At 59.7% G+C, this 20,065-nt stretch carries 15 protein-coding genes; 6 read left to right on the top strand and 9 right to left on the bottom strand.

What is annotated here, in order from left to right; genetic code table 11:
• The first annotated feature begins 37 nt into the window (after window positions 1-37).
• Window positions 38-1,684: a chaperonin GroEL gene (gene groL / locus ACVVH8_RS23545; protein WP_103305498.1), complete on the top strand. Its 1,647-nt coding sequence runs from the start codon at window positions 38-40 to the stop codon at window positions 1,682-1,684.
• A 378-nt stretch (window positions 1,685-2,062) separates the two neighbouring features.
• On the opposite strand, the gene ACVVH8_RS23540 is transcribed toward groL, so the two are convergent.
• The gene (locus tag ACVVH8_RS23540; protein ID WP_103305499.1) at window positions 2,063-2,806 is read right to left on the bottom strand and encodes a phosphatase PAP2 family protein; all 744 of its coding nucleotides are present in this window, start codon (window positions 2,804-2,806) and stop codon (window positions 2,063-2,065) included.
• Between the two features lie 220 nt (window positions 2,807-3,026).
• On the opposite strand from ACVVH8_RS23540, the gene colR reads away from it, so the two are divergent.
• The 5 genes from colR to ACVVH8_RS23515 all read left to right on the top strand — a co-directional run bounded on the left by colR (window position 3,027) and on the right by ACVVH8_RS23515 (window position 6,755).
• Window positions 3,027-3,710 carry a two-component system response regulator ColR gene (gene colR / locus ACVVH8_RS23535; RefSeq protein ID WP_103305500.1) on the top strand — a complete coding sequence of 228 codons (684 nt, stop codon included), beginning with the start codon at window positions 3,027-3,029 and terminating at the stop codon, window positions 3,708-3,710.
• Entirely contained in the window at window positions 3,700-4,983 is a 1,284-nt protein-coding gene (locus ACVVH8_RS23530) for a sensor histidine kinase (RefSeq protein WP_103305501.1), read from the top strand. The genes colR and ACVVH8_RS23530 overlap by 11 nt, the downstream gene beginning before the upstream one ends.
• 152 nt (window positions 4,984-5,135) lie before the next feature.
• Window positions 5,136-5,804 carry a class I SAM-dependent methyltransferase gene (locus ACVVH8_RS23525; RefSeq protein ID WP_103305502.1) on the top strand — a complete coding sequence of 223 codons (669 nt, stop codon included), beginning with the start codon at window positions 5,136-5,138 and terminating at the stop codon, window positions 5,802-5,804.
• Window positions 5,805-5,808: 4 nt separating this feature from the next.
• Window positions 5,809-6,525, top strand: a complete 717-nt coding sequence (locus ACVVH8_RS23520) for a lipopolysaccharide kinase InaA family protein (RefSeq protein WP_103305503.1) — start codon at window positions 5,809-5,811, stop codon at window positions 6,523-6,525.
• A gap of 2 nt (window positions 6,526-6,527) precedes the next feature.
• On the top strand, window positions 6,528-6,755 hold the full coding sequence (locus ACVVH8_RS23515) for a hypothetical protein (protein ID WP_034153490.1): 228 nt from the start codon (window positions 6,528-6,530) through the stop codon (window positions 6,753-6,755).
• Between the two features lie 165 nt (window positions 6,756-6,920).
• Here the strand turns inward: ACVVH8_RS23515 and ACVVH8_RS23510 are convergent, their stop codons facing one another.
• From ACVVH8_RS23510 to ACVVH8_RS23475, 8 genes are all read right to left on the bottom strand, one after another.
• Window positions 6,921-9,956, bottom strand: coding sequence for a multidrug efflux RND transporter permease subunit (locus tag ACVVH8_RS23510; protein ID WP_475226627.1), 3,036 nt, complete (start codon window positions 9,954-9,956; stop codon window positions 6,921-6,923).
• Between the two features lie 13 nt (window positions 9,957-9,969).
• Entirely contained in the window at window positions 9,970-11,118 is a 1,149-nt protein-coding gene (locus ACVVH8_RS23505) for an efflux RND transporter periplasmic adaptor subunit (RefSeq protein ID WP_475226624.1), read from the bottom strand.
• A gap of 282 nt (window positions 11,119-11,400) precedes the next feature.
• On the bottom strand, window positions 11,401-12,501 hold the full coding sequence (locus ACVVH8_RS23500; RefSeq protein WP_103305506.1) for a DUF1513 domain-containing protein: 1,101 nt from the start codon (window positions 12,499-12,501) through the stop codon (window positions 11,401-11,403).
• Between the two features lie 14 nt (window positions 12,502-12,515).
• A complete protein-coding gene (locus ACVVH8_RS23495) occupies window positions 12,516-13,580 on the bottom strand; it encodes an imelysin family protein (RefSeq protein WP_103305507.1) in 1,065 nt (354 codons plus the stop codon).
• A gap of 26 nt (window positions 13,581-13,606) precedes the next feature.
• Window positions 13,607-15,034 (bottom strand): di-heme oxidoreductase family protein, encoded by a 1,428-nt coding sequence (locus ACVVH8_RS23490; protein WP_475226622.1) that lies wholly within the window; start codon window positions 15,032-15,034, stop codon window positions 13,607-13,609.
• A gap of 292 nt (window positions 15,035-15,326) precedes the next feature.
• Entirely contained in the window at window positions 15,327-16,673 is a 1,347-nt protein-coding gene (locus tag ACVVH8_RS23485) for an imelysin family protein (protein WP_103305509.1), read from the bottom strand.
• A 221-nt stretch (window positions 16,674-16,894) separates the two neighbouring features.
• Window positions 16,895-18,946 (bottom strand): putative bifunctional diguanylate cyclase/phosphodiesterase, encoded by a 2,052-nt coding sequence (locus ACVVH8_RS23480; RefSeq protein WP_475226620.1) that lies wholly within the window; start codon window positions 18,944-18,946, stop codon window positions 16,895-16,897.
• 377 nt (window positions 18,947-19,323) lie between these two features.
• A complete protein-coding gene (locus ACVVH8_RS23475; protein ID WP_042560704.1) occupies window positions 19,324-19,920 on the bottom strand; it encodes a superoxide dismutase in 597 nt (198 codons plus the stop codon).
• Window positions 19,921-20,065 lie beyond the last annotated feature (145 nt).

Genomic DNA, 20,065 nt, shown 5'->3' with positions numbered 1-20,065 from the left:
TTTCCCGCTACTACAAAGTATTTAAGGAATATCGATCATGGCTGCTAAAGAAGTTAAATTCGGCGATTCCGCCCGCAAGAAAATGCTCACCGGTGTCAACGTCCTGGCTGACGCAGTAAAAGCGACCCTGGGCCCGAAAGGCCGTAACGTGATCATCGAGAAGAGCTTCGGCGCTCCGACCATCACCAAGGACGGCGTTTCCGTCGCCAAAGAAATCGAACTCGAAGATCGCTTCGAAAACATGGGCGCGCAGCTGGTCAAAGACGTTGCCTCCCGTGCCAACGATGACGCCGGTGACGGTACTACCACTGCTACCGTTCTGGCTCAGTCGATCGTCAACGAAGGCCTGAAAGCCGTCGCTGCCGGCATGAACCCGATGGACCTGAAGCGCGGCATCGACAAGGCGACCATCGCCATTGTCAAAGAGCTGAAAAACCTGTCCAAGCCATGCGCTGACACCAAGGCAATCGCTCAGGTTGGCACCATCTCCGCCAACTCCGACAACTCCATCGGTGACATCATTGCCGAAGCCATGGAAAAAGTCGGTAAAGAAGGCGTGATCACCGTTGAAGAAGGCACTGGCCTGGAAAACGAACTGTCGGTTGTAGAAGGCATGCAGTTCGACCGTGGCTACCTGTCCCCGTACTTCGTCAACAAGCCGGAAACCATGGTTGCCGAGCTGGACAGCCCGTTGATCCTGCTGGTCGACAAAAAGATCTCGAACATCCGCGAAATGCTGCCAGTACTGGAAGCCGTTGCCAAAGCCGGCCGTCCACTGCTGATCGTATCGGAAGACGTTGAAGGCGAAGCCCTGGCGACTCTGGTCGTGAACAACATGCGTGGCATCGTTAAAGTCGCAGCCGTCAAGGCTCCAGGCTTCGGCGACCGTCGCAAGGCCATGCTGCAGGACATCGCTGTTCTGACCGGCGGTACCGTTATCTCCGAAGAGATCGGCCTGAGCCTGGAAAGCGCCACCCTGGAAAACCTGGGCAGCGCCAAGCGTGTGACCATCTCCAAGGAAAACACCATCATCGTTGACGGTGCTGGCGTAGAAACCGACATCCAGGCGCGTATCGCTCAGATCCGTGCTCAGGTTGCCGAAACTTCGTCCGACTACGATCGTGAAAAACTGCAAGAGCGTCTGGCCAAACTGTCCGGCGGTGTTGCAGTGATCAAGGTTGGCGCTGGTTCCGAAGTCGAAATGAAAGAGAAGAAAGCCCGCGTTGAAGACGCCCTGCACGCAACCCGTGCAGCCGTTGAAGAAGGTGTGGTACCTGGCGGCGGCGTAGCGCTGATCCGTGCTCTGGAAGCTATCCTGGACCTGAAAGGCGACAACGCCGATCAGGACGTGGGTATCGCTGTTCTGCGTCGTGCTGTTGAAGCACCGATGCGTCAGATCGCTTCCAACTCCGGCGACGAGCCAAGCGTTGTGGTCAACGAAGTCAAGAACGGCAAAGGTAACTTCGGTTACAACGCTGCGACTGGCGAGTACGGCGACATGATCGAAATGGGCATCCTGGACCCAACCAAGGTGACCCGTTCGGCTCTGCAAGCTGCTTCGTCGATCGGCGGTCTGATCCTGACCACCGAAGCTGCGATTGCCGACGCACCGAAGAAAGACGGTGGCGCTGGTGGCGGCATGCCAGACATGGGCGGCATGGGTGGCATGGGCGGCATGATGTAAGCCAGCCTTACCCCCGTAACGCAAAACCCCGCTGGCGAAAGCCAGCGGGGTTTTTTATTGCCTTCGAATTGATGCTGCTCAAGACCGAGGTGCGGCCATCGCTGGCAAGCCAGGCTCCCACAGGGATTGCCAGTGATCACAGATGTTGTGGGCAGCAGTGAATCCTGTGGGAGACCGAAGTGCGGCCATCGCTGGCAAGCCAGGCTCCCACAGGGATTGGCAGTGATCATTAATGTAAAGGGCAGCAGTGAATCCTGTGGGAGTCCGAGGTACGGCCATCGCTGGCAAGCCTGGCTTTCACAGGGATTGCCAGTGATCACAGATGTTGTGGGCAGCAGTGAATCCTGTGGGAGCTGGCTTGCCAGCGATAGCGTCAGCTCAGACGCTGACTGGTTGTGCTTTTACCACCGCCTCAGCCTTCACCGCCGGGCGATACAACACCCAGTAATACGACCCCAGACAAATCAGCCAGCAGAAAATCGCCGTCCACACGTTGTGCGAAAAGAAGTGCGCACCCTGCATCATCCGGCTGATCGAAAACACCGAACCCAAGGCAAACGCAAAAACAAACGCCTGCCGCGCCAGACGCGGACGGCGATCACGCAGCACGAAAAACAGCGCAAACAACGTGAAGCCGGTCGCGGCATGACCTCCAGGCCAGCAACGGCCGGGTTTGTCGGTAGGCGGACGATGATCGAGCAGTTTGCTGTAGGTCTCATGGCCGCCGAACTGCTCAAGGCTCCATGGGCATTGCACTGCCGTCACGGCTTTGACCGGTGTAACGAACGAAGTCGCCAGCCCCAGCGACAGCACCAGGCAGCCGAGTTCGCGCTTGAACGGTTTGAGCCGGTCGATGAAGAACGCACCGATGAAACCGAGGATGGCAAACACCGAGAACGCAATCACCACCTGCTTGGCGCGGTCATGCAGGATGTCCTCCAGGAAGAAACTGTGGCGACCGATGAAGTCGCCCGCGACTGGGTCGTAAAACAGCCTGGCCAGATCCATGTCCAGATCGGTCAGTTCAAGCAGTACCAGAATGACCGCCGCGACGGCGGGAATGCCCAGGCACAACCAGAAGTTCAGCGGCCTTGAAACGGGACGGGCAGAGGTCGACGCCATGGGTAATTCCTTGGTCGGTAAGTGTGTTCGAAGAGCGTAAATGCGCGGAGTCTGCGCGCGATGGCGTCGCCGATTTGTTAACCGAAAGTGAAAAAAACGTTGGTTGGCGCAATGAACATCTTTATCGATAAACAACCCTACACACGCCTAGCCCTGAGCCACACTTGGCCGTAAGCTGCGCGGGCCATGACGGCCGTTACTGTGTACGGAAGAGGTGCCCATGCGAATTCTATTGGTCGAAGACAACCGCGATATCCTGGCCAATCTGGCCGATTACCTGGGGCTCAAGGGCTACACCGTCGATTGCGCCCAGGACGGTCTGTCGGGCCTGCATCTGGCGGCCACCGAGCATTACGACCTGATCGTGCTCGACATCATGTTGCCTGGTATTGATGGCTACACGCTGTGCAAACGCCTGCGCGAAGATGCCCGCCGCGACACCCCGGTGATCATGCTCACCGCCCGCGATCAGCTCGACGATCGCCTGCAGGGCTTCAAGTCCGGGGCTGACGATTATCTGATCAAGCCATTTGCCTTGTCCGAGCTGGCCGCGCGCATTGAAGCGGTGATGCGTCGGGCTCAGGGCGGTGGTCGACGTGCCTTGCAGGTCGGCGATCTGAGCTACGACCTCGATACCCTGGAAGTGACCCGCGAAGGCAAGCTGTTGAAACTAAACCCGGTCGGCCTGAAGTTGCTGGCCGTGTTGATGCAGAAGAGCCCACACGTGCTGCGCCGGGAAATTCTCGAAGAAGCGCTGTGGGGCGATGACTGCCCGGACAGCGACAGCCTGCGCAGCCACGTTCACCAATTGCGCCAAGTGATCGACAAACCGTTCGCCAAACCATTGCTGCACACCGTGCACGGCGTCGGTTATCGCCTGGCCGAGGGTCGTGATGGAGTTTAAGCAAAGCCTTTCCCAGCGGATCATCATTGCCTTTGCATTGATGAGCGCACTGGTGGCCGGGGCGTTCGCGATGGGCATCGTCGCAACGGTGCACCTGGTCGAGGAAAAACTGATTTCGGCAGGGCTGGGTGGCGATTTGCAGCGCCTGTTGCTGATGGACAATGTCTCCGACTGGAGTCATCGTCCGGAGCCCGATCAGTTGTTCTATTTCAGCGGCGGGCCCGGTGATTTCGAACTGCCGAAAGATTTGCGTCACCTCGATTCCGGATTCCACGAAGTCTTCCGCGAACAATTGTCGTATCACGCGATGGTCGAGATCGTCGACGGTCGGCGCTACGTGTTGCTGCAGGATCAAAGCGATTTCGAAGAGCGCGAGCGTGTGCTGTTTGCCGTGGTGCTGGTGGGCTTTGTGCTCAGTCTGGCGTTGGCGGTGTTCCTCGGCTGGGTGCTCGCGCGCAAAGTGATGGCGCCGGTGGTGCGGCTGGCACGGCAGGTGCGTCATCGCGATCAGTTACTGGGGCTGGCGCCACCGTTGGCACCGGACTACGCGGCTGACGAAGTCGGCGAACTGGCGGTGGCGTTTGACGCCACGCTGGGGCGATTGCGTCAGGCCCTGACTCGCGAGCGCTTGTTTACCAGCGACGTCAGCCACGAGTTGCGCACTCCGCTGATGGTGTTGGCCAGCTCCTGCGAGTTGCTGCTCGAGAATCCCGCGATCGATCAACGCGGTCGCTCGCAGGTCGAGCGCATTGCTCGCGCCAGTGAGGAAATGCGTGAGCTGGTGCAGACCTTCCTGATGTTGGCCCGCGCCCAACGCGAGGACTCCGGGGCATCGCCGCAACAGAATCTTGCGCAAGTGGCGGACAGCCTGCTGTGCGTATGGCGCGAACCGATCGAAAGCAAAGGCCTGACCTTGCAGTTCGAGCCCGGCAACCCTCCCGCCGACTGTTACAACGCCACGTTGCTGACGGCGGTGATGGGCAATCTGCTGCGCAATGCCTGCCATTACACCGAGCAGGGGTTCATTCGTCTGACGCTGACGGGCAATGGCTTTGTGGTCGAGGATTCGGGCGTGGGGATTCCCGAGGAGAAACGCGAGGCCATGTTCGAGCCTTTCGTGCGTGGCAGTGAAAAGCGCGGAGAAGGTCTGGGCCTCGGCTTGTCTCTTGTGCAGCGCATCTGCGAGAACCAGGGCTGGACGGTCAGCTTGAGCACGATGAAGCCCAATGGCTGCCGCTTCGAGGTGGATCTTGGCAATATCGGGCGCAAATAGTGGCTCTATGCTACTCCCGCCAACCTGTCTAAATCCTGTATAACGCTGTAATACTTTGCCGGTTTACCTGACATTTTTTTCACAACCGGATGACCTGACGCTGACACGCCGCTGCTTAAGGTGGCGTCATCAGTAACTCAGGAGTCCTGGTGATGGCCGGCCCGATCAAGCTCGATTTTTCAGAAAAGTACGACGATCAACATGCGCAGAAGTACCTGCGCAAACACAAAGAAAGTCTTGGCCGTCGCCTGTCCCACTGGCGTGACGAGCAGTTGGCCCGCAAGGCTCTGACACTCGCCGGTGAACCTGGTCTGGTGCTGGATCTACCCTGCGGTGCCGGACGCTTCTGGCCATTGCTGGCGGAAAAGCACAACCGGGTGATCATCGGTGCGGATAACTCCGAGTCGATGATCAAGACGGCATTGCAAGCTCAACCGGCCGACGTGGTGAAACGGGTACAACCCTTGCACACCTCAGCGTTCGACATCGCTTTGCCGGATAACGCCGTCGACAGCATTTTTTGCATGCGGCTGCTGCATCACATTGGTGAAGCCGAGCACCGCCGGGCGATTTTGCGCGAATTCGAGCGCGTCACCCGCGACAGCGTGATCGTTTCTTTGTGGGTCGACGGCAATTTCAAGGCCTGGAAGCGCAAACGAGCTGAGCAGGATCGTCCCAACCGCGACTACCAGAATCGCTTTGTGTTACCGGTTGCTACGGTTGAAAAAGAATTTGAACAGGCGGGTTTCCGCATTCAGGAACAACTGGACTTTATTCCGCTCTATGCGATGTGGCGGGTTTACGTATTACGCAAGAGGTAACAGGATGGCAGTGCAATTTGCAGCAGAAACGGAAGTCGCTCCCCAGGATCGCTTCGACTACTACTGGAGTCAGCGCGGTGAGTGGGTGGAAGAACCGAATGTTCGCCGTGGTGGTGAAAGTGGCGTGCAAAGGATCGTCGGCCGGGATGGCCAATTGCTCTATGCCAAACGCCAGACTGGACATATTTACCGTAGCTGGCTGCATCCGTTCGGCCGCCCGACCGTGCTGCGCGAACTCGATGCGCTGACCGGCGTCAGCAAACTCGGGGTGCGGGTCCCGCAAATCGTTTTCTGCGGCGCTCAGCCCGATCCGCAGCACAAGTGGCGGGCATTGTTGGTGACCAAGTCCCTGGACGGTTTCCAGGAACTGGAACACTGGCTGGCTGCTGCCGGTGGCCGCGATCAGTGCGGCGATGCGATCTATGAGCGTGTGCTCAAGGATCTCGCCGAAAACCTCGCGCGTATGCACAAGGGTCGCTGGCAACACAGCTGCATCTACATCAAACACGTTTTCGTACGGGTGACGGGCGAGGGCGAATCGGCAAAAGTTGAAGTGGCATTGATTGATCTGGAGAAATGCCGCCAGCGCCTGACCGCTTATCGCGCCGCCTCCCATGACATGAAACAACTGCGCCGCCATTCGTCGTTCCGCGACGCGGACTGGAAGAAACTCGTCTATTTTTACGAGACGGCGTTTGGCAGCGCTATCAAAGGTTTATAGCGATGAAACTCGAAATTGCACGAGGTTTGTTCCTGGTAGGGGCCTTGGCAGTTGCTTCACTGGCGGTGGCTGCCTGGGAGCAGCCCCGCATGCAGGTTGTTGGCGCGTCTGTAGACGATGCTCACTGCGCGGTACCACGGGTGGCGAAAGCCTCCGTGGCGACCAAACCCGACCATGATTTGTTGCTGTTCATGTTCGGACTTTCGCAAGGGATGAGGCCGCAAAGTTGAACCGATTGAAGCCCACATAAAAGGCCTCGCAGATGCGAGGCCTTTTTTTATCCTTGGGCAACGCAGATCTCTATGTAGGAGTGAGCCTGCTCGCGATAGCGGTGTGTCAGTCAATACCAGGGTGACTGGCACACCGCTTCGCGAGCAGGCTCACTCCTACAGGAATTACGCGTGTTCTTTGGGATCCGGTTTCGCCAGCAGGGTATAGATGCAAGGCAACACAAACAGCGTAAACAACGTGCCGATCGACATCCCCGTCGCAATCACCGTACCGATATCAAACCGGCTTACCGCTCCCGCGCCGGTCGCCAGAATCAGCGGTACCATGCCGAACACCATTGCCGCCGTGGTCATCAGCACCGGCCGCAGACGAATCGCGGCGGCTTCTTCCACCGCCTCACGCGCGCTCAGGCCTTTGTCCTTGCGTAACTGGTTGGCGAATTCGACGATCAGGATCCCGTGCTTACTGATCAAGCCGATCAGCGTTACCAGCCCGACCTGGGTGTAAATGTTCATGCTCGACCAGCCGAGGAACAACGGAATCAATGCGCCACAGATCGACAGTGGCACCGTCACCAGAATCACCAGCGGATCGCGGAAGCTCTCGAACTGCGCCGCCAGCACCAGAAAAATGATTGCCAGCGCCAAGGCAAACGTCACCCACAGGGCACTGCCTTCCTGCACGAACTGCCGTGACGCGCCGCCGTAATCGAACGCAAAACCGGCTGGCGCTTCTTCCCGGGCGATCTGCAATACCGTATCGATTGCTTCACCCATGCTCACCAAGGGGAAGCCGGAGATCTTCGCCGCATTGAGTTGCTGGAACTGGTTGAGCTGGCGCGGTCGTGCGCGGTCGCTGACCTTTATCAGCGTCGACAGGGGCAGCAACTCGCCCTGAGTGTTCTTGACGTAGTAATTGTTCAGCCAGCCCGGGTTGTCGCGGTAGGGACGTTCAACCTGGGCGATGACCTTGTAGCTGCGCCCTTCGATGGTGAAACGATTGATTTCCGCCTCGCCCAGCAGAGTGGCGAGAGTGCCACCGAGGTCCTGCATCGACACGCCCATCTGCGCGGCTTTGGCGCGGTCGATGTCGACCACCACTTCCGGTTTGTCGAACGCCAGATCGAGGTCGACGAAAGCGAACTTGCCCGACTCCATGGCGCGCTTCTTGATCCGGTCGGCCACTTGCAACAGCAGTTCGTAATCGTTGGCGGTGTTGACCACGAATTCGAACGGCAAACCTTCACCGGTACCGGGCAGGGAAGGCAGGTTGAATCCAAAAATCTGCAAGCCCGGGATGGCGCCCAGTTTGCCTTGCACCTCGGGAAGGATTTCCATCTGCGTGCGGCTGCGCTCGTTCCATGGCTTGAGCAGGAAGCCGCCGATCCCCGCCTGCACACCGTTGTAGCCGTTGATCTGGAACGAGGAGTAGTACTCCGGAAACTCCTTGAAGATCTTGATGAACTCGTCGGTGTAGGTGCTCAGGTAATCAAGGTTGGTTGGCTGCGGGGCGGTGGCCATCATGAAAATGATGCCCTGGTCTTCGTCGGGCGCCAGTTCCGATTTGGTGAACTTGAGGAACACCGGAATCAGACACAGCACGATCACGGCGAACACCAGCACCACCGGCCGGGTGTTCAGCGTGCCGTGCAGCATGCTTTGGTAACGCCGTTTGAGGCCGTCGAAGATGCGGTCGAGGCGATGCGCCAGCCCGCTGGAGTTTTCCTCGTGACGCAGCAAAAAGGCGCACATCATCGGCGACAGTGTCAGCGCGACGACCCCGGAAATCACCACCGCGCCGGCCAGGGTCAGGGCGAATTCCTTGAACAGCGCACCGGTCAGCCCGGTGAGGAAGCCGATTGGTGCGTAAACGGCTGCCAGGGTGATAGTCATCGACACCACCGGCATGGCGATTTCCCGAGCGCCCTCGAGTGCCGCGTCGAACGGCGTCTTGCCTTCCTCGATATGGCGGTGGATGTTCTCCACCACGACAATCGCATCGTCCACCACCAGACCGATTGCCAACACCATCGCCAGCAAGGTCAGCAGGTTGATCGAGTAGCCCATCATCTGCATGAAGAACATCACGCCGATCATCGACAGCGGAATGGTCACCACCGGGATCACCACCGAACGCAGCGCGCCGAGGAACAGGAACACCACGACGATGACGATCAGCACCGCTTCGAACAGGGTTTTCACCACTTCGTCGATGGACGCCTGAATGAACAGTGTGGCGTCGTAGGCGATCTCGCTTTTCAGGTTCGGTGGCAGTTGAGCTTCCAGCTCCGGCATCAGCTTGCGCACTTCCTTGATCACATCAAGCGGGTTGGCCCCCGGCGTAGCCTTGATGCCGATGTACACCGAGGGGGTGCCGCCGAACGAGCTGATCGAATCGTAGTTTTCCGCACCCATTTCCACCCGCGCCACATCGCTGAGCAGCACGCGACTGTCGCCACTGACCTTGAGCGGAATCGCGGCGAAAGCCTCGGCGGATTTCAGTTCGGTGTTGGCGTTGATGCTGGTGACCACGTACTCGCCTTTCACTTCGCCGGCGGCGGAGAGGAAGTTGTACTGGCGCACCGCGTTGGTCACGTCGCTGGCGCTGAGGCCGAAACCGGCGAGTTTCACCGGGTCGAGCCAGAGGCGCATGGCGAACACCTGATTGCCGAGAATCTCCGCCTCGGCCATGCCCGGCAGGGTCGCCAGTTTTGGCTGGATCACCCGTGACAGGTAGTCGGTGATCTGCGGGTTGCTCAAGTCCTTGCTGAAGAAACTGATGTACATCAGCGCCGAGGCGTCAGCGGATTCCTTGCTCAGTACCGGGTCTTCGGCGTCCTGCGGCAGTTTGTTCTTCACCTCGTTGGCCTTGGCCAGCAACTCGGTGAACAAGCGGTCGGTGTTGGAGCCGATGCGTGCGTAGATCGAGATCACCGAGAAGTTCTGCCGACTGACCGAGGTCATGTAGTCGATGCCTTCGGCACTGGCCAGGCTCTGTTGCATCGGCTGGGTGATGTAGCCCTGAATGGTCTCGGCGTTGGCCCCGGGGTACGCCGTGGTCACGGTGATCAGGGCGTTTTCCATTTGCGGATACTGGCGCAGCGGCAACTTGCTCCAGGCCTGAAAGCCCAGCAGCACAATCAGCAGGCTGACCACGGTGGCGAGCACCGGGCGGCGGATGAACGGATCAGTAAAAGCCATGGGGATTCCTTGATCAGTCGGCGCGGGGCGGACTGTTCTGCTCGCCGAGGGTCTTGTCGTCGCTGATGGCAATGTGTGCGCCGTTGTCCAGTTTGATCTGGCCGGCCGTCACCACTTGTTCGCCGCTCTGCACGCCCTTGTTGATCATCACCAGGCCATCGCGGCGTTCACCGGTTTCGATGAAGCGCCGCTCGGCGATCAGCACCGGTTGACCTTTGTCGTCTTTTTCGACGCTGCCATCCTCGGCTTTTTTCTGCCCGACCACGTACAGCGAATTGCCGTAGAGGGTGTAGGTGATCGCGCTTTCCGGCACCACGACGTGGGTCTGCGGATCCGGCAGCAAAACTTCGAGGCTGGCGAACATGCCCGGCAGCAGTTTGCCGTCGGGGTTGGCCAGGGTGGCGCGGACGAGGATATTGCGCGTTGTGCTTTCGACGATAGGGTTGATCGCGCTGATTTTGCCCGGGAAGTTCTGGCCGGGGTAAGCGCCGGCCGAGACGTTCACCGGTCGGCCGATCGCTAGTTTCGGCACCGACTGCTCGGGCAGGTAGAAGTCGGCGTAGAGGCTGCTCAGGTCCTGCAATGTGGCGATTTTGGTACCGCTGGCGAGGTAGTCGCCGACGTCGACCTGACGGATGCCGATGGTGCCGCTGAACGGGGCGAGGATGCGTTTTTTCGCCAGTGAGGCATTGAGCTGATTGACCGTGGCCCGGTTCTTTTGCAGAACAGCGGAGAGCCGGTCGTATTCGCCTTTGGAGATCGCGCGGCTGTCGACCAGTTGGCTGCCCCGGCCGAAGTCCAGTTGCGCCAGACCAAGGTCAGCCTTGGCGGTTTCCAGCAGGGCGGTTTCAACGGCGCTGTCGAGTTGCAGCAACGGTTGCCCGGCTTTGACCTTCTGCCCTGATTCGAACTTGAGCTCGGTAACGGTGCCGGCGACTTCCAGGCTCAGCTCGACGCCTTGCAACGCCTTGAGCGTGCCGACCGTGGGCAAACGCATCTGCCACGGGCGCTCGGTGGCATTGGCCACGGCGACGCTGATCGGCGGTTTCGGCTTGGAGAAGCCCTGGATCATCGTATAGATCGAAAAGGCTTTGTACCCGCCCAGAACCAGGACGATCAGCAACACAACACCCAACATGATCAGCATGCGGCGACGCAGCATATTTCCAGTTCCTTGGATAAATCAGGTGAGACAGGCGGGCACATTACTCCGAGTTCAGGGGGGATTCCAACTGGCAGTTATTACAGTGAGGACGGAGTGAAGAAGTCTGAACACAAAACCTGTGGTGAGGTGATTTATCCCCGATGGGTGGCGAAGACGCCCCAAAACCTGCAACCGCGGTCTGTCAACTGAACCGTGTGCGATGGTTTTGCGACTGCTGCGCAGCCGATCGGGGATAAATCCCCTCGCCACAGGTTATGAGTCGTACTCAGAACAGGTGGGTTATGCGATCAAATGCAGATGGTTGTCCCAGAGTCCCGCCGGCAGTTCCAGCGGCTTGGCCAGCAGCTCATCCTGGCGGCAATCGTAATACCGGCAGCGGCCCTGACCGGAGGTCACGACAAAACCGTCCTTCACCGCACCAACGCCCGCGCAATCGGCCAGCGGTGCATCGAGGCGTACTTCGCCGCTGTCCAGATCCCAGATGAAGAAGCGGTTGCCACGCGGCGCCGTCAGCGCCACCAGACGCAAATCGCTGTGTACCGCGACGCTGGCGGTGTAATGCCCCATCGACTGTAACTGATGGTCCGGCACCGGGAACGCCACGAATGGCTGCCCCGGACGCTTGATCGCCAGCAACTCCGAACGTTCGTGAGACGCGCCCATGAATTGCTGACCGGCGACGATGGTGCCGTCACTGGCGATCCCCAGATGCCGCACGCTGTTCATCTGCTGGGCGAGGGTTTCCTTGCTCAGCAAGGTGCCGTCGCGCTGCATCAGCACCAGGCTTGGCTCCATGGCGTTGAGGTTCATGTCGACGCGGCTTTCCGCCTCGGTCCGAATCCCGCCGTTGGCCACCACCAGGGTTTCGCCATCGGGCATCCACGACACTTGGTGCGGGCCGAGGCCATGGGTGGAAATCTCGCCGCTGTGCACCAGCCGCTCGCCTTCAAATTTGTACACCCCGAGCAAGCCACGACCCGGATCGGTCGTGTCGTTTTCGGTGGCGTAGAGGTACTCGCCATCCTTGTGAATCACCGCGTGGCCGTAGAAATGCCGGTTCGGCTGCGACGTCACGGTCTGCAACAACGTGCCGTCACGCAGGTCGATCAGGTAGCTCTCGGTGCCCGGCCGGCGGGCGACGAACAACGCAATCGGCAGCGTCGGGTGGTTGATGATGTCGTGGCAACGCTGGCCGACTTGCGTGGCGAACAGCCGCGTGCCGTCGAGCCGATAACCGACGGCGTAATGCTTGCCATCGGTGTCATCGCGAGCCGAGAGCAACAGCGGGCTCTGATCCTTGCGCTTGAACAGCGTCCAGCCGCCCAGTGTCACTGCTCCCAGCAGCAAACTACCTAAAGTCAGAGCCTGGCGTCGCAGCATGGCACTTGCCCTCATCAGTCACCGTCGTTGGCGTTGAAGCCCAGTTGAATGCCCAGCGCCTTGGCCAGTTCGCCTTCGTGCAGGCGATGGACGACGTTGAGGCTGTCGTAGATATCGTTGAGTTGCTGGCGACCGGCGTCGTCCTCGAGCATTTCGCCGAGCGAACGCTGGGTGCTGTCGAACAGTTTCAGCGAGGCGGCATAAGCGGCGTCGATCTTGTCCGCCAGTGGTTTTTGCTCGGCTGGCAACAGACCGCGCAGGCCTTTGTTGTCGACGCCTTCCCAAACGGTTTTGGCGGCGGCGAGGCTGGCTTCCAGCGCGGTCAGCGACGACTGGCTACGCCATGCATCGGCCTGGAACGGTTGTGGCACACCCTTGCTCTGGCGGCCCATTGGCGTGCCGAGCTTTTTCTTCAGGGTGTCGAGCGCGGTAACTTGCACACGCAGCAGATCGGCGATCGCTTCATGGGAGTCGGCGTAGCGCTGGTTCGGGAATTTGCTCATCTGCGCGAGCATGCCGTCGCTGTTGTTCCAGCTCTGCAGAATCTCTTCGGCCAGTTGCTTCTGACGTTCGCCGATGGCGATCAGCAGCGGGCAGTACTTGGCTTTCTGTTCGGCGTTGGCGACATCAGGCTTGGCGTCGAACAGGATGTATTCGTAAGCCGACAGGCCCTGAACCACTACGCTGGATTTGGCCAGGGCGGCAGCATCGATCTGCGGCTGGGCGACGACCAGTTGCTCGACCTGACGGCCGACGAGGTTTTTCTTGTCCGGCCAGAACTGCACCTGCCACGAACGGTTGCCCTCGGCCAGCGGGCCGATCAGCAATGGTTGCAGCTCGGCCCAGGCTTTCTGCGCGTGCAGGAAGTCGGCGCGAGCGGTTTCCAGGCTCTCTTTGCCCTGGCAGTAGGCGAGGGCGCTGACCGCCAGTTGCTTGTCGGCTTCGACCCAACGGGTGTAGGTCGGCAGGATCACCGATTTGGCGATGGCCGCCGAGGTTACTGCTTGCGGGTCCTGTGGCGAGCAAGCACCGAGGGCAAGCGCGGCAAGGCTGGTGAACAACAACTTGGGACGGAACATGTCGGGCTCCCGATTCTTTTAAGTGTTTAAAGTGAGTTCAGAAACGCCAGCAGCGCGGCACGCTGCTCGGCATTGAAAGCTAAAACCTGTTGCTGCGCAGCTGCAGCTTCGCCGCCGTGCCAGAGCACCGCTTCGAGCAGATTGCGTGCGCGGCCGTCATGCAAAAACTGGGTGTGGCCACTGACCGCTTGGGTCAGGCCGATCCCCCACAACGGCGGGGTGCGCCAGTCGCGGCCGGAGGCCTGGAATTCCGTGCGGTTGTCGGCCAGACCGTCGCCCATGTCGTGCAGCAGCAGATCGCTGTACGGGCGAATCACTTGATTGGCCAGTTCAGGTTCGGCCGCGTTGGCAGCGGTGGTGTATTTCGGTGTGTGACACGACTGGCAACCGGCCTGGAAGAACAGGCTCTTGCCGGCCAGCACCTGCTCATCGTTGACGCCGCGACGCGCGGGTACGGCGAGGTTGCGACTGTAGAACAGCACCAGACGCAGAATGTTGTCGCTGACTTCCGGCTCGCCTTTCGGGCCATTGCCGTTCGGCGCCTGTTTGCAGGCGGTTTGCGCGGCGGTGCAGTCATCGAACGGTCTCAGACTGGTGGTGAGGCCCATATCACCGGAAAACGCGTGAACATTCTGTTGATTGAGGTTCGGTTGTCCGGCTTTCCAGCCAAACCGGCCGATCACGGTTTTCTGTAATTCGTCATCCCAAACGCGGTTCGGCCGGCCATTGATGCCGTTTTTGTCTTTGGCCTGCGCGGTGGCATTGGCGAGGATCGCCTCTTCCGGAATCGCTTCGAGCAGGCCGAGGCCGATCATTGGCGGGGCGACGCGGGCCGAGAAACGCGTGTCCGGGTGCATCGGGCCGTAGCCGAGCTGGGTGATCTGCAACAGCGGTTTGCGCAGTTCGACTTCGCTGCCGTCCTTGAAACGGATCAGCACCGGCGTGTAATCGACACGGACCTTGCCTTCGGGGTCGACGCCGGGCACCGCCATGTCCTGGAATTGCCCGCCGTAGACTGGCTCTGGTACCACACCCACCTGCTCGATGAGTTTGGCAAACTCCGGCGCATCGGGGATCGACAGGCGCACTAGCATCGATACGGCGTTGGCGGCGTCGGGCGCTGGCGGATGACCGCGACCGTCCTTTATGTGGCAGTTCTGGCAGGCGTTGGTGTTGAACAGCGGGCCGAGGCCATCGCGGGCGGTGGTGGTCGACGGCGCGATCACCCACGGGCTGCGGAAAAAGCTGTTGCCGACGCTGAAGTCCACCCGCCGCGACGGCGGCAGGTTGGCCGAGGGCAGGGAGAATGCGTTCTGATCGGTCTTGCGCACGGTCGCCGCGCCCCCCGAGCGTGCTTCACCGGGCTCGGCCTTGGTGAAACGCGGGGCGTCATCGCAGGCACTCAGGCTCAGGGCCAGAAACAGTGCGGACAAGCGAAGAGGCAGCGAGGGCATCAGACATCCTGCGGACGGGCGAAAACAAAGGCGCAAAGTCTAACAGGGCCGGGGGGATTGAATAAGAGGAATTATCGTTTGCTTGATTTGCGGCAGGGTTTCACTCGAGACCGAGGCGCAGCCATCGCTGGCAAGCCAGCTCCCACAGGATTTGTGTTGTACCCGGAGTGTGTGAACGCCGCGAAAACTGTGGGAGCTGGCTTGCCAGCGATGAGGCCATCAGCATCACCGCAAAAAGCAGGTATGAAAAAGGCGACCCGAAGGTCGCCTTTTTTTGACGCGGACGCTGTGATCAGAATTCGTGATCAGCGTTATCCGGGTTCAGGTCGCTGATGCCCAGTTTGCCGGCAGCGGCTTCGATCGAACCGGTCTGCTTGACCAGCGAGGCGATGGCGTCGCGAACGATCTGATTGCCCGCCGTGTTGCCGGCAGCGATCAACTGGTCGTAGTGCTCACCCTTGTTGGCGTGATCGACCATGACCTGGATCTTCGCTTCGGTGGCGGCCAGATCGGCTTTCAGTGCGGTGTCGGCAGCCGGATCGGCCTTGGCCACCAGCGACGACAGGCTGGCGCCGGTCAGTTTGGTGCCATCAACACGGGTGTACTCGCCCAGGTAAACGTTACGAATGCCTTTAGCATCGTAGAAGTGCGAGTTGTGGGTGTTGTCGCTGAAGCAATCCTGCTCGTCTTCAGGGGAGTTGGCTTCCAGGGAAACCTTCATGCGCTCGCCCGCCAGTTCGCCCAGGGACAGACTGCCCATGCCGAAGAGCATTTTGCGCAGACCGGTTTCAGCCGGCTCGGCTTCCAGGGTAGCGCGATAGTTGTCAGCCACGTTCGGCTTCCAGTTACCGACCATTTCTTCCAGGTCGCTGACCAGCAGTTGAGTCACGGACTTCAGGTAGGCACGACGACGGTCGTTGTGGCCGCCAGTGGCGCCGGCGCCTTCCAGGTAGTCGGAAGCAGGACGGTTGCCAGCGCCAGGGCCGGTACCGTTCAGATCCTGGCCCCACAGGAGGAACTCGATGGCGTGGTAGCCGGTGGCGACGTTGGCTTCGGAACCGCCCAGCTCGTTGAGGCTGGCGAGTTTTTCCGGAGTGATGTCTTTAACGTCGACCTTGTCTTCGCCGACCTGTACTTCGGTGTTGGCGATGATGTTGGCAGTGGCGCCCGGGTTGCCCAGTGCGTGCTCGTAGGATTTGTCGACGTAGTCGATCAGACCCTCGTCCAGTGGCCAGGCGTTAACCTGACCTTCCCAATCGTCGATGATGGTGTTGCCGAAGCGGAACACTTCGCTCTGCAGGTAAGGCACGCGAGCGGCAACCCAGGCAGCCTTGGCGGCTTTCAGGGTGTCAGCGTTCGGCTTGGCGAGGAACGCGTCGACGGCAGTTTGCAGGGTTTTCGCGGTGGATTCGGCATCGCTGTAAACGGCGAAGACCATGTCGGCGTAGTGTGCAACCACAGCCTTGGCAGCGGCTTCGTCGACTTTACCGGCAGCGGCTGGCGCGGCCGCTGGAGCAGCGGTGCTGGCGGCTGGAGTCGGCGTGGCCGGGGCGGCAGCCTTGTCTTTGCCTTCGCCGCAACCGGCGAGGGAAATAGCGATGGCCAGCAGACTGGCGGTAGCCAGAGGCATACGAATCATGGCGAACATCCTGCTTCGGTAATTGAATGGACTCACGCGGGGGGTGCGCAAAACTGCGACATAATGCAAATCTTTCGCATTATGTGTAAAGGGTAGTGCTTGGAAATATTTCCTATTCGCACACCAGGATCAAAAGATCTCAGCCTTTGGCAGCTTCTGCAGGGGGCGCATTTCAAATGTGGGAGCTGTCGAGTGAAACGAGGCTGCGATCTTTTGATCTTCTAAAGAATGGCCGCATTACTGCGCTGCGCCTGCTTGAGATAAGCGCTCAACTCCCGCGCCGGCAGTGGTTTGCTGTAGTGGTAACCCTGACCTTCGTGGCAACCTTCGGAGATGATGTAGCTCTCCTGTTCAGCGGTTTCCACGCCCTCGGCAATCACCTGCATGCCGAGGCTTTTGCCCAGTTGGATGATCGCGCGAACGATGGTCGCATCGTCGTCGTCATCGAGCAGATCCTGGACGAAGCTCTTGTCGATCTTGATCTTGTCCAGCGGCAGACTCTTCAGATAACTGAGCGATGAATAACCGGTGCCGAAGTCGTCAATGGCAATCAACGCGCCGGAGCGACGCAGGCTCAGCAAATGCTGGGCGGCGGTGCTGATGTCTTCCATCAGGCCGGTTTCGGTGACTTCCAGTTCCAGGCTGCGCGGCGGCAGGCGATACATCTGCAGCAGGTTGTTGACCACCCGTGGCAGCTCGGCGTGGTGCAGTTGCACGGTGGACAGATTGACCGCCATGCGCAGATCGACGAAGCCCTGATCGTGCCACTCGCGTAACTGCTTGCAGGCCTGATCGAGCACCCATTCGCCGATGGCGATGATCGTGCCGTTCTGCTCGGCCAGTGGAATGAACAGATCGGGCGGCACCAGACCGTGTTCCGGGTGCTGCCAGCGAATCAGCGCCTCGACCCCGACCACGCGGTGGTCGCGGTAGCTGATCTGCGGTTGATAAACCAGGTAGAACTGATCGCGCACCAGTGCATCACGCAGGTCTTTTTCCAGTTCGCGACGGCGGCGCATCTCGCTGTCGACGCTGGCGATGTAGAACTGATAGCGATTGCGTGAGCGGGTCTTGGCCAGCGTCATGGTCTGCTCGGCTTTCTGCAACAGCTTCTCGGTGCTGTCGCCATCCTCCGGAAACAGGGTGATACCGATGGTCGCGCGCAGACGGATTTCCTGATGGTCGAGGGCGAACGGCGCCTCCAGGTCGTCGAGAATGCTCTGCGCCAGTTCCGCCGCTTCGTAAGGCTGTTCGATATCGGCCTGCACCAGCGCGAACTGGTCGCCGCCGAGCCGGGCGAGGGCGCCGAGGCGGCCGCTGTGGGCGCGCAGGCGATCAGCCAGTGCCAGCAGTAATTGGTCGCCGGTCTGATAGCTGAACTGCTCGTTGATGCCTTTGAAATCATCCAGCCCTACACACAGCACCGCGACCCGGCGTTGCAGCTTGCCGGCATCGACCAGAATCTTGTCCAGTTGCTGCTGCAATTGCTGGCGGTTCGGCAGGCCGGTGAGGAAATCGTATTGAGCCATGCGCAGCAGGCTGTTTTCCGCTTCGTGGCGCAGATGGGTATTGCGTTCGATGGATTCGAGCAACTGGTTGGCGGTGTTGATCCAGATACCCAGTTCGTTCTTTTCGTGGCCCTTGATCTGCGGAATCTTGTGTTCGCTGGGGCGATCCGGATTGATCTCGGTAAGGTGTTCGATAATCCGCGACAGCGGTTTGGTCAGCAGCCAGTGATAGACCAGATACAGCACCAGACCCATCGCCAGTGCACGCAAAACGCCGGAAATGAAAATGATCACCGAGCTGACGATAAAACTCTCGCCATAGGTGGCGGTATCGAGGGTGATGCTCAGGTCGCCGTAATACTCGCTGTAGGGGCCGCGACCCACCAACTGCGTGGTGAAGGTGCGTTCCTGACCCAGAATAAGGTCGGTCAGCCAGCGGCTGTTGGAATGCTGCAGGTCGCGGGATTTCTGCGCGAGCATGGCTTCGTTGGGGTGACCGATAGAGGCCTGGCGCACCGCGTCGTCCTGAAACAGACCTTCGATCACTTGCATGCCCATCTCACGATCCAGGCTGTAGACGGCCTGAGTGGAGGGGTCACGGAACATGTCGAGGATGCGCTCAGCGTCGTTGGCCACGGCCTGACGGGTTTTATAGGCGTCGAAAACAATTTGCGCGCAGCTCAAGACCACGCCGACGATCAATGCCGACAGGAGCACGACCCGGAGCAACTTCACCGACAAGCTGTTCTTGAGTTCCAGCTTCAAAGGGTTATTCCTTGTTCCGTGCGGGTAGCGTCAGTTTGCCATGAGTATTGGCAATCCCGTGTTGGCAGTCAAAGGGACAATCAGACCCCGGAGCATTCGCTGGTGGCCTTGGCCAGAATGCTGCTGTCTGGAGTATTAGCCCTATTTGTACTATGTCGGTAGTTTCGGTCCTCAACTTGAGCGCGGCGAGACAAATTTTCCTCTGTTTGATGTTAGCCCTCTGCGCTGCACCGGCAAGCAGTCGGTGCCAGCTTTCATCGTGAGAAAAACGCTATTCCCTACAGGAGCTGCCGCGGCCCGAGCCTGCGGCAGCCCCTACAGAAATCAAAGGCATAAAAAAACCCGGCATCAGCCGGGTTTTTTGTCTGGCGCGCAGCTTAAGCGGTGAAGGTTTTGCCTTCGAACTGCTCAGCAACGAACTTCCAGTTGACCAGGTTCCAGAACGCTTCGACATACTTTGGACGGACGTTGCGGTAGTCGATGTAGTAAGCGTGTTCCCAGACGTCGCAGGTCAGCAGCGGGGTGTCGCCGCTGGTCAGCGGGTTGCCGGCGCCGATGGTGCTGGCCAGAGCCAGGGAACCGTCAGCCTTTTTCACCAGCCAGCCCCAGCCGGAACCGAAGGTGCCGATCGAAGTTTTGCTGAACTCTTCCTTGAACTTGTCGAACGAACCGAAAGCCGCGTTGATGGCTTCAGCCAGCGCGCCGGTTGGTTGACCGCCGGCGTTTGGCGCCAGGCAGTTCCAGTAGAAAGTGTGGTTCCAGACCTGAGCGGCGTTGTTGAAGATGCCGCCCGAGGAAGTCTTGACGATTTCTTCCAGGGTCTTGCCTTCGAACTCGGTGCCTGGCACCAGGTTGTTCAGGTTCACGACGTAGGTGTTGTGGTGCTTGTCGTGGTGAAATTCCAGGGTTTCCTTGGAAATGTGCGGCTGCAGGGCATCGTGTGCGTAAGGCAGCGGCGGCAATTCGAAAGCCATGATGATTCTCCTAATCAGGTCTGTTGCGGTGAGCGCAAGGCCGATCACGGGCGGCCAGAAATGCACCGGCGAGTTTTTACTCTTTGCGGCGCAGGGTTCGGATCATAGCACCGGGGTTGCGGCTTAACCACGCAACAACTGTGTG

Source organism: Pseudomonas trutticola BRTCR10 (genome assembly GCF_056155105.1).
The sequence above is the reverse complement of the archived record's forward strand: the minus strand, read 5'-3'. Positions and strand labels throughout refer to the sequence as shown.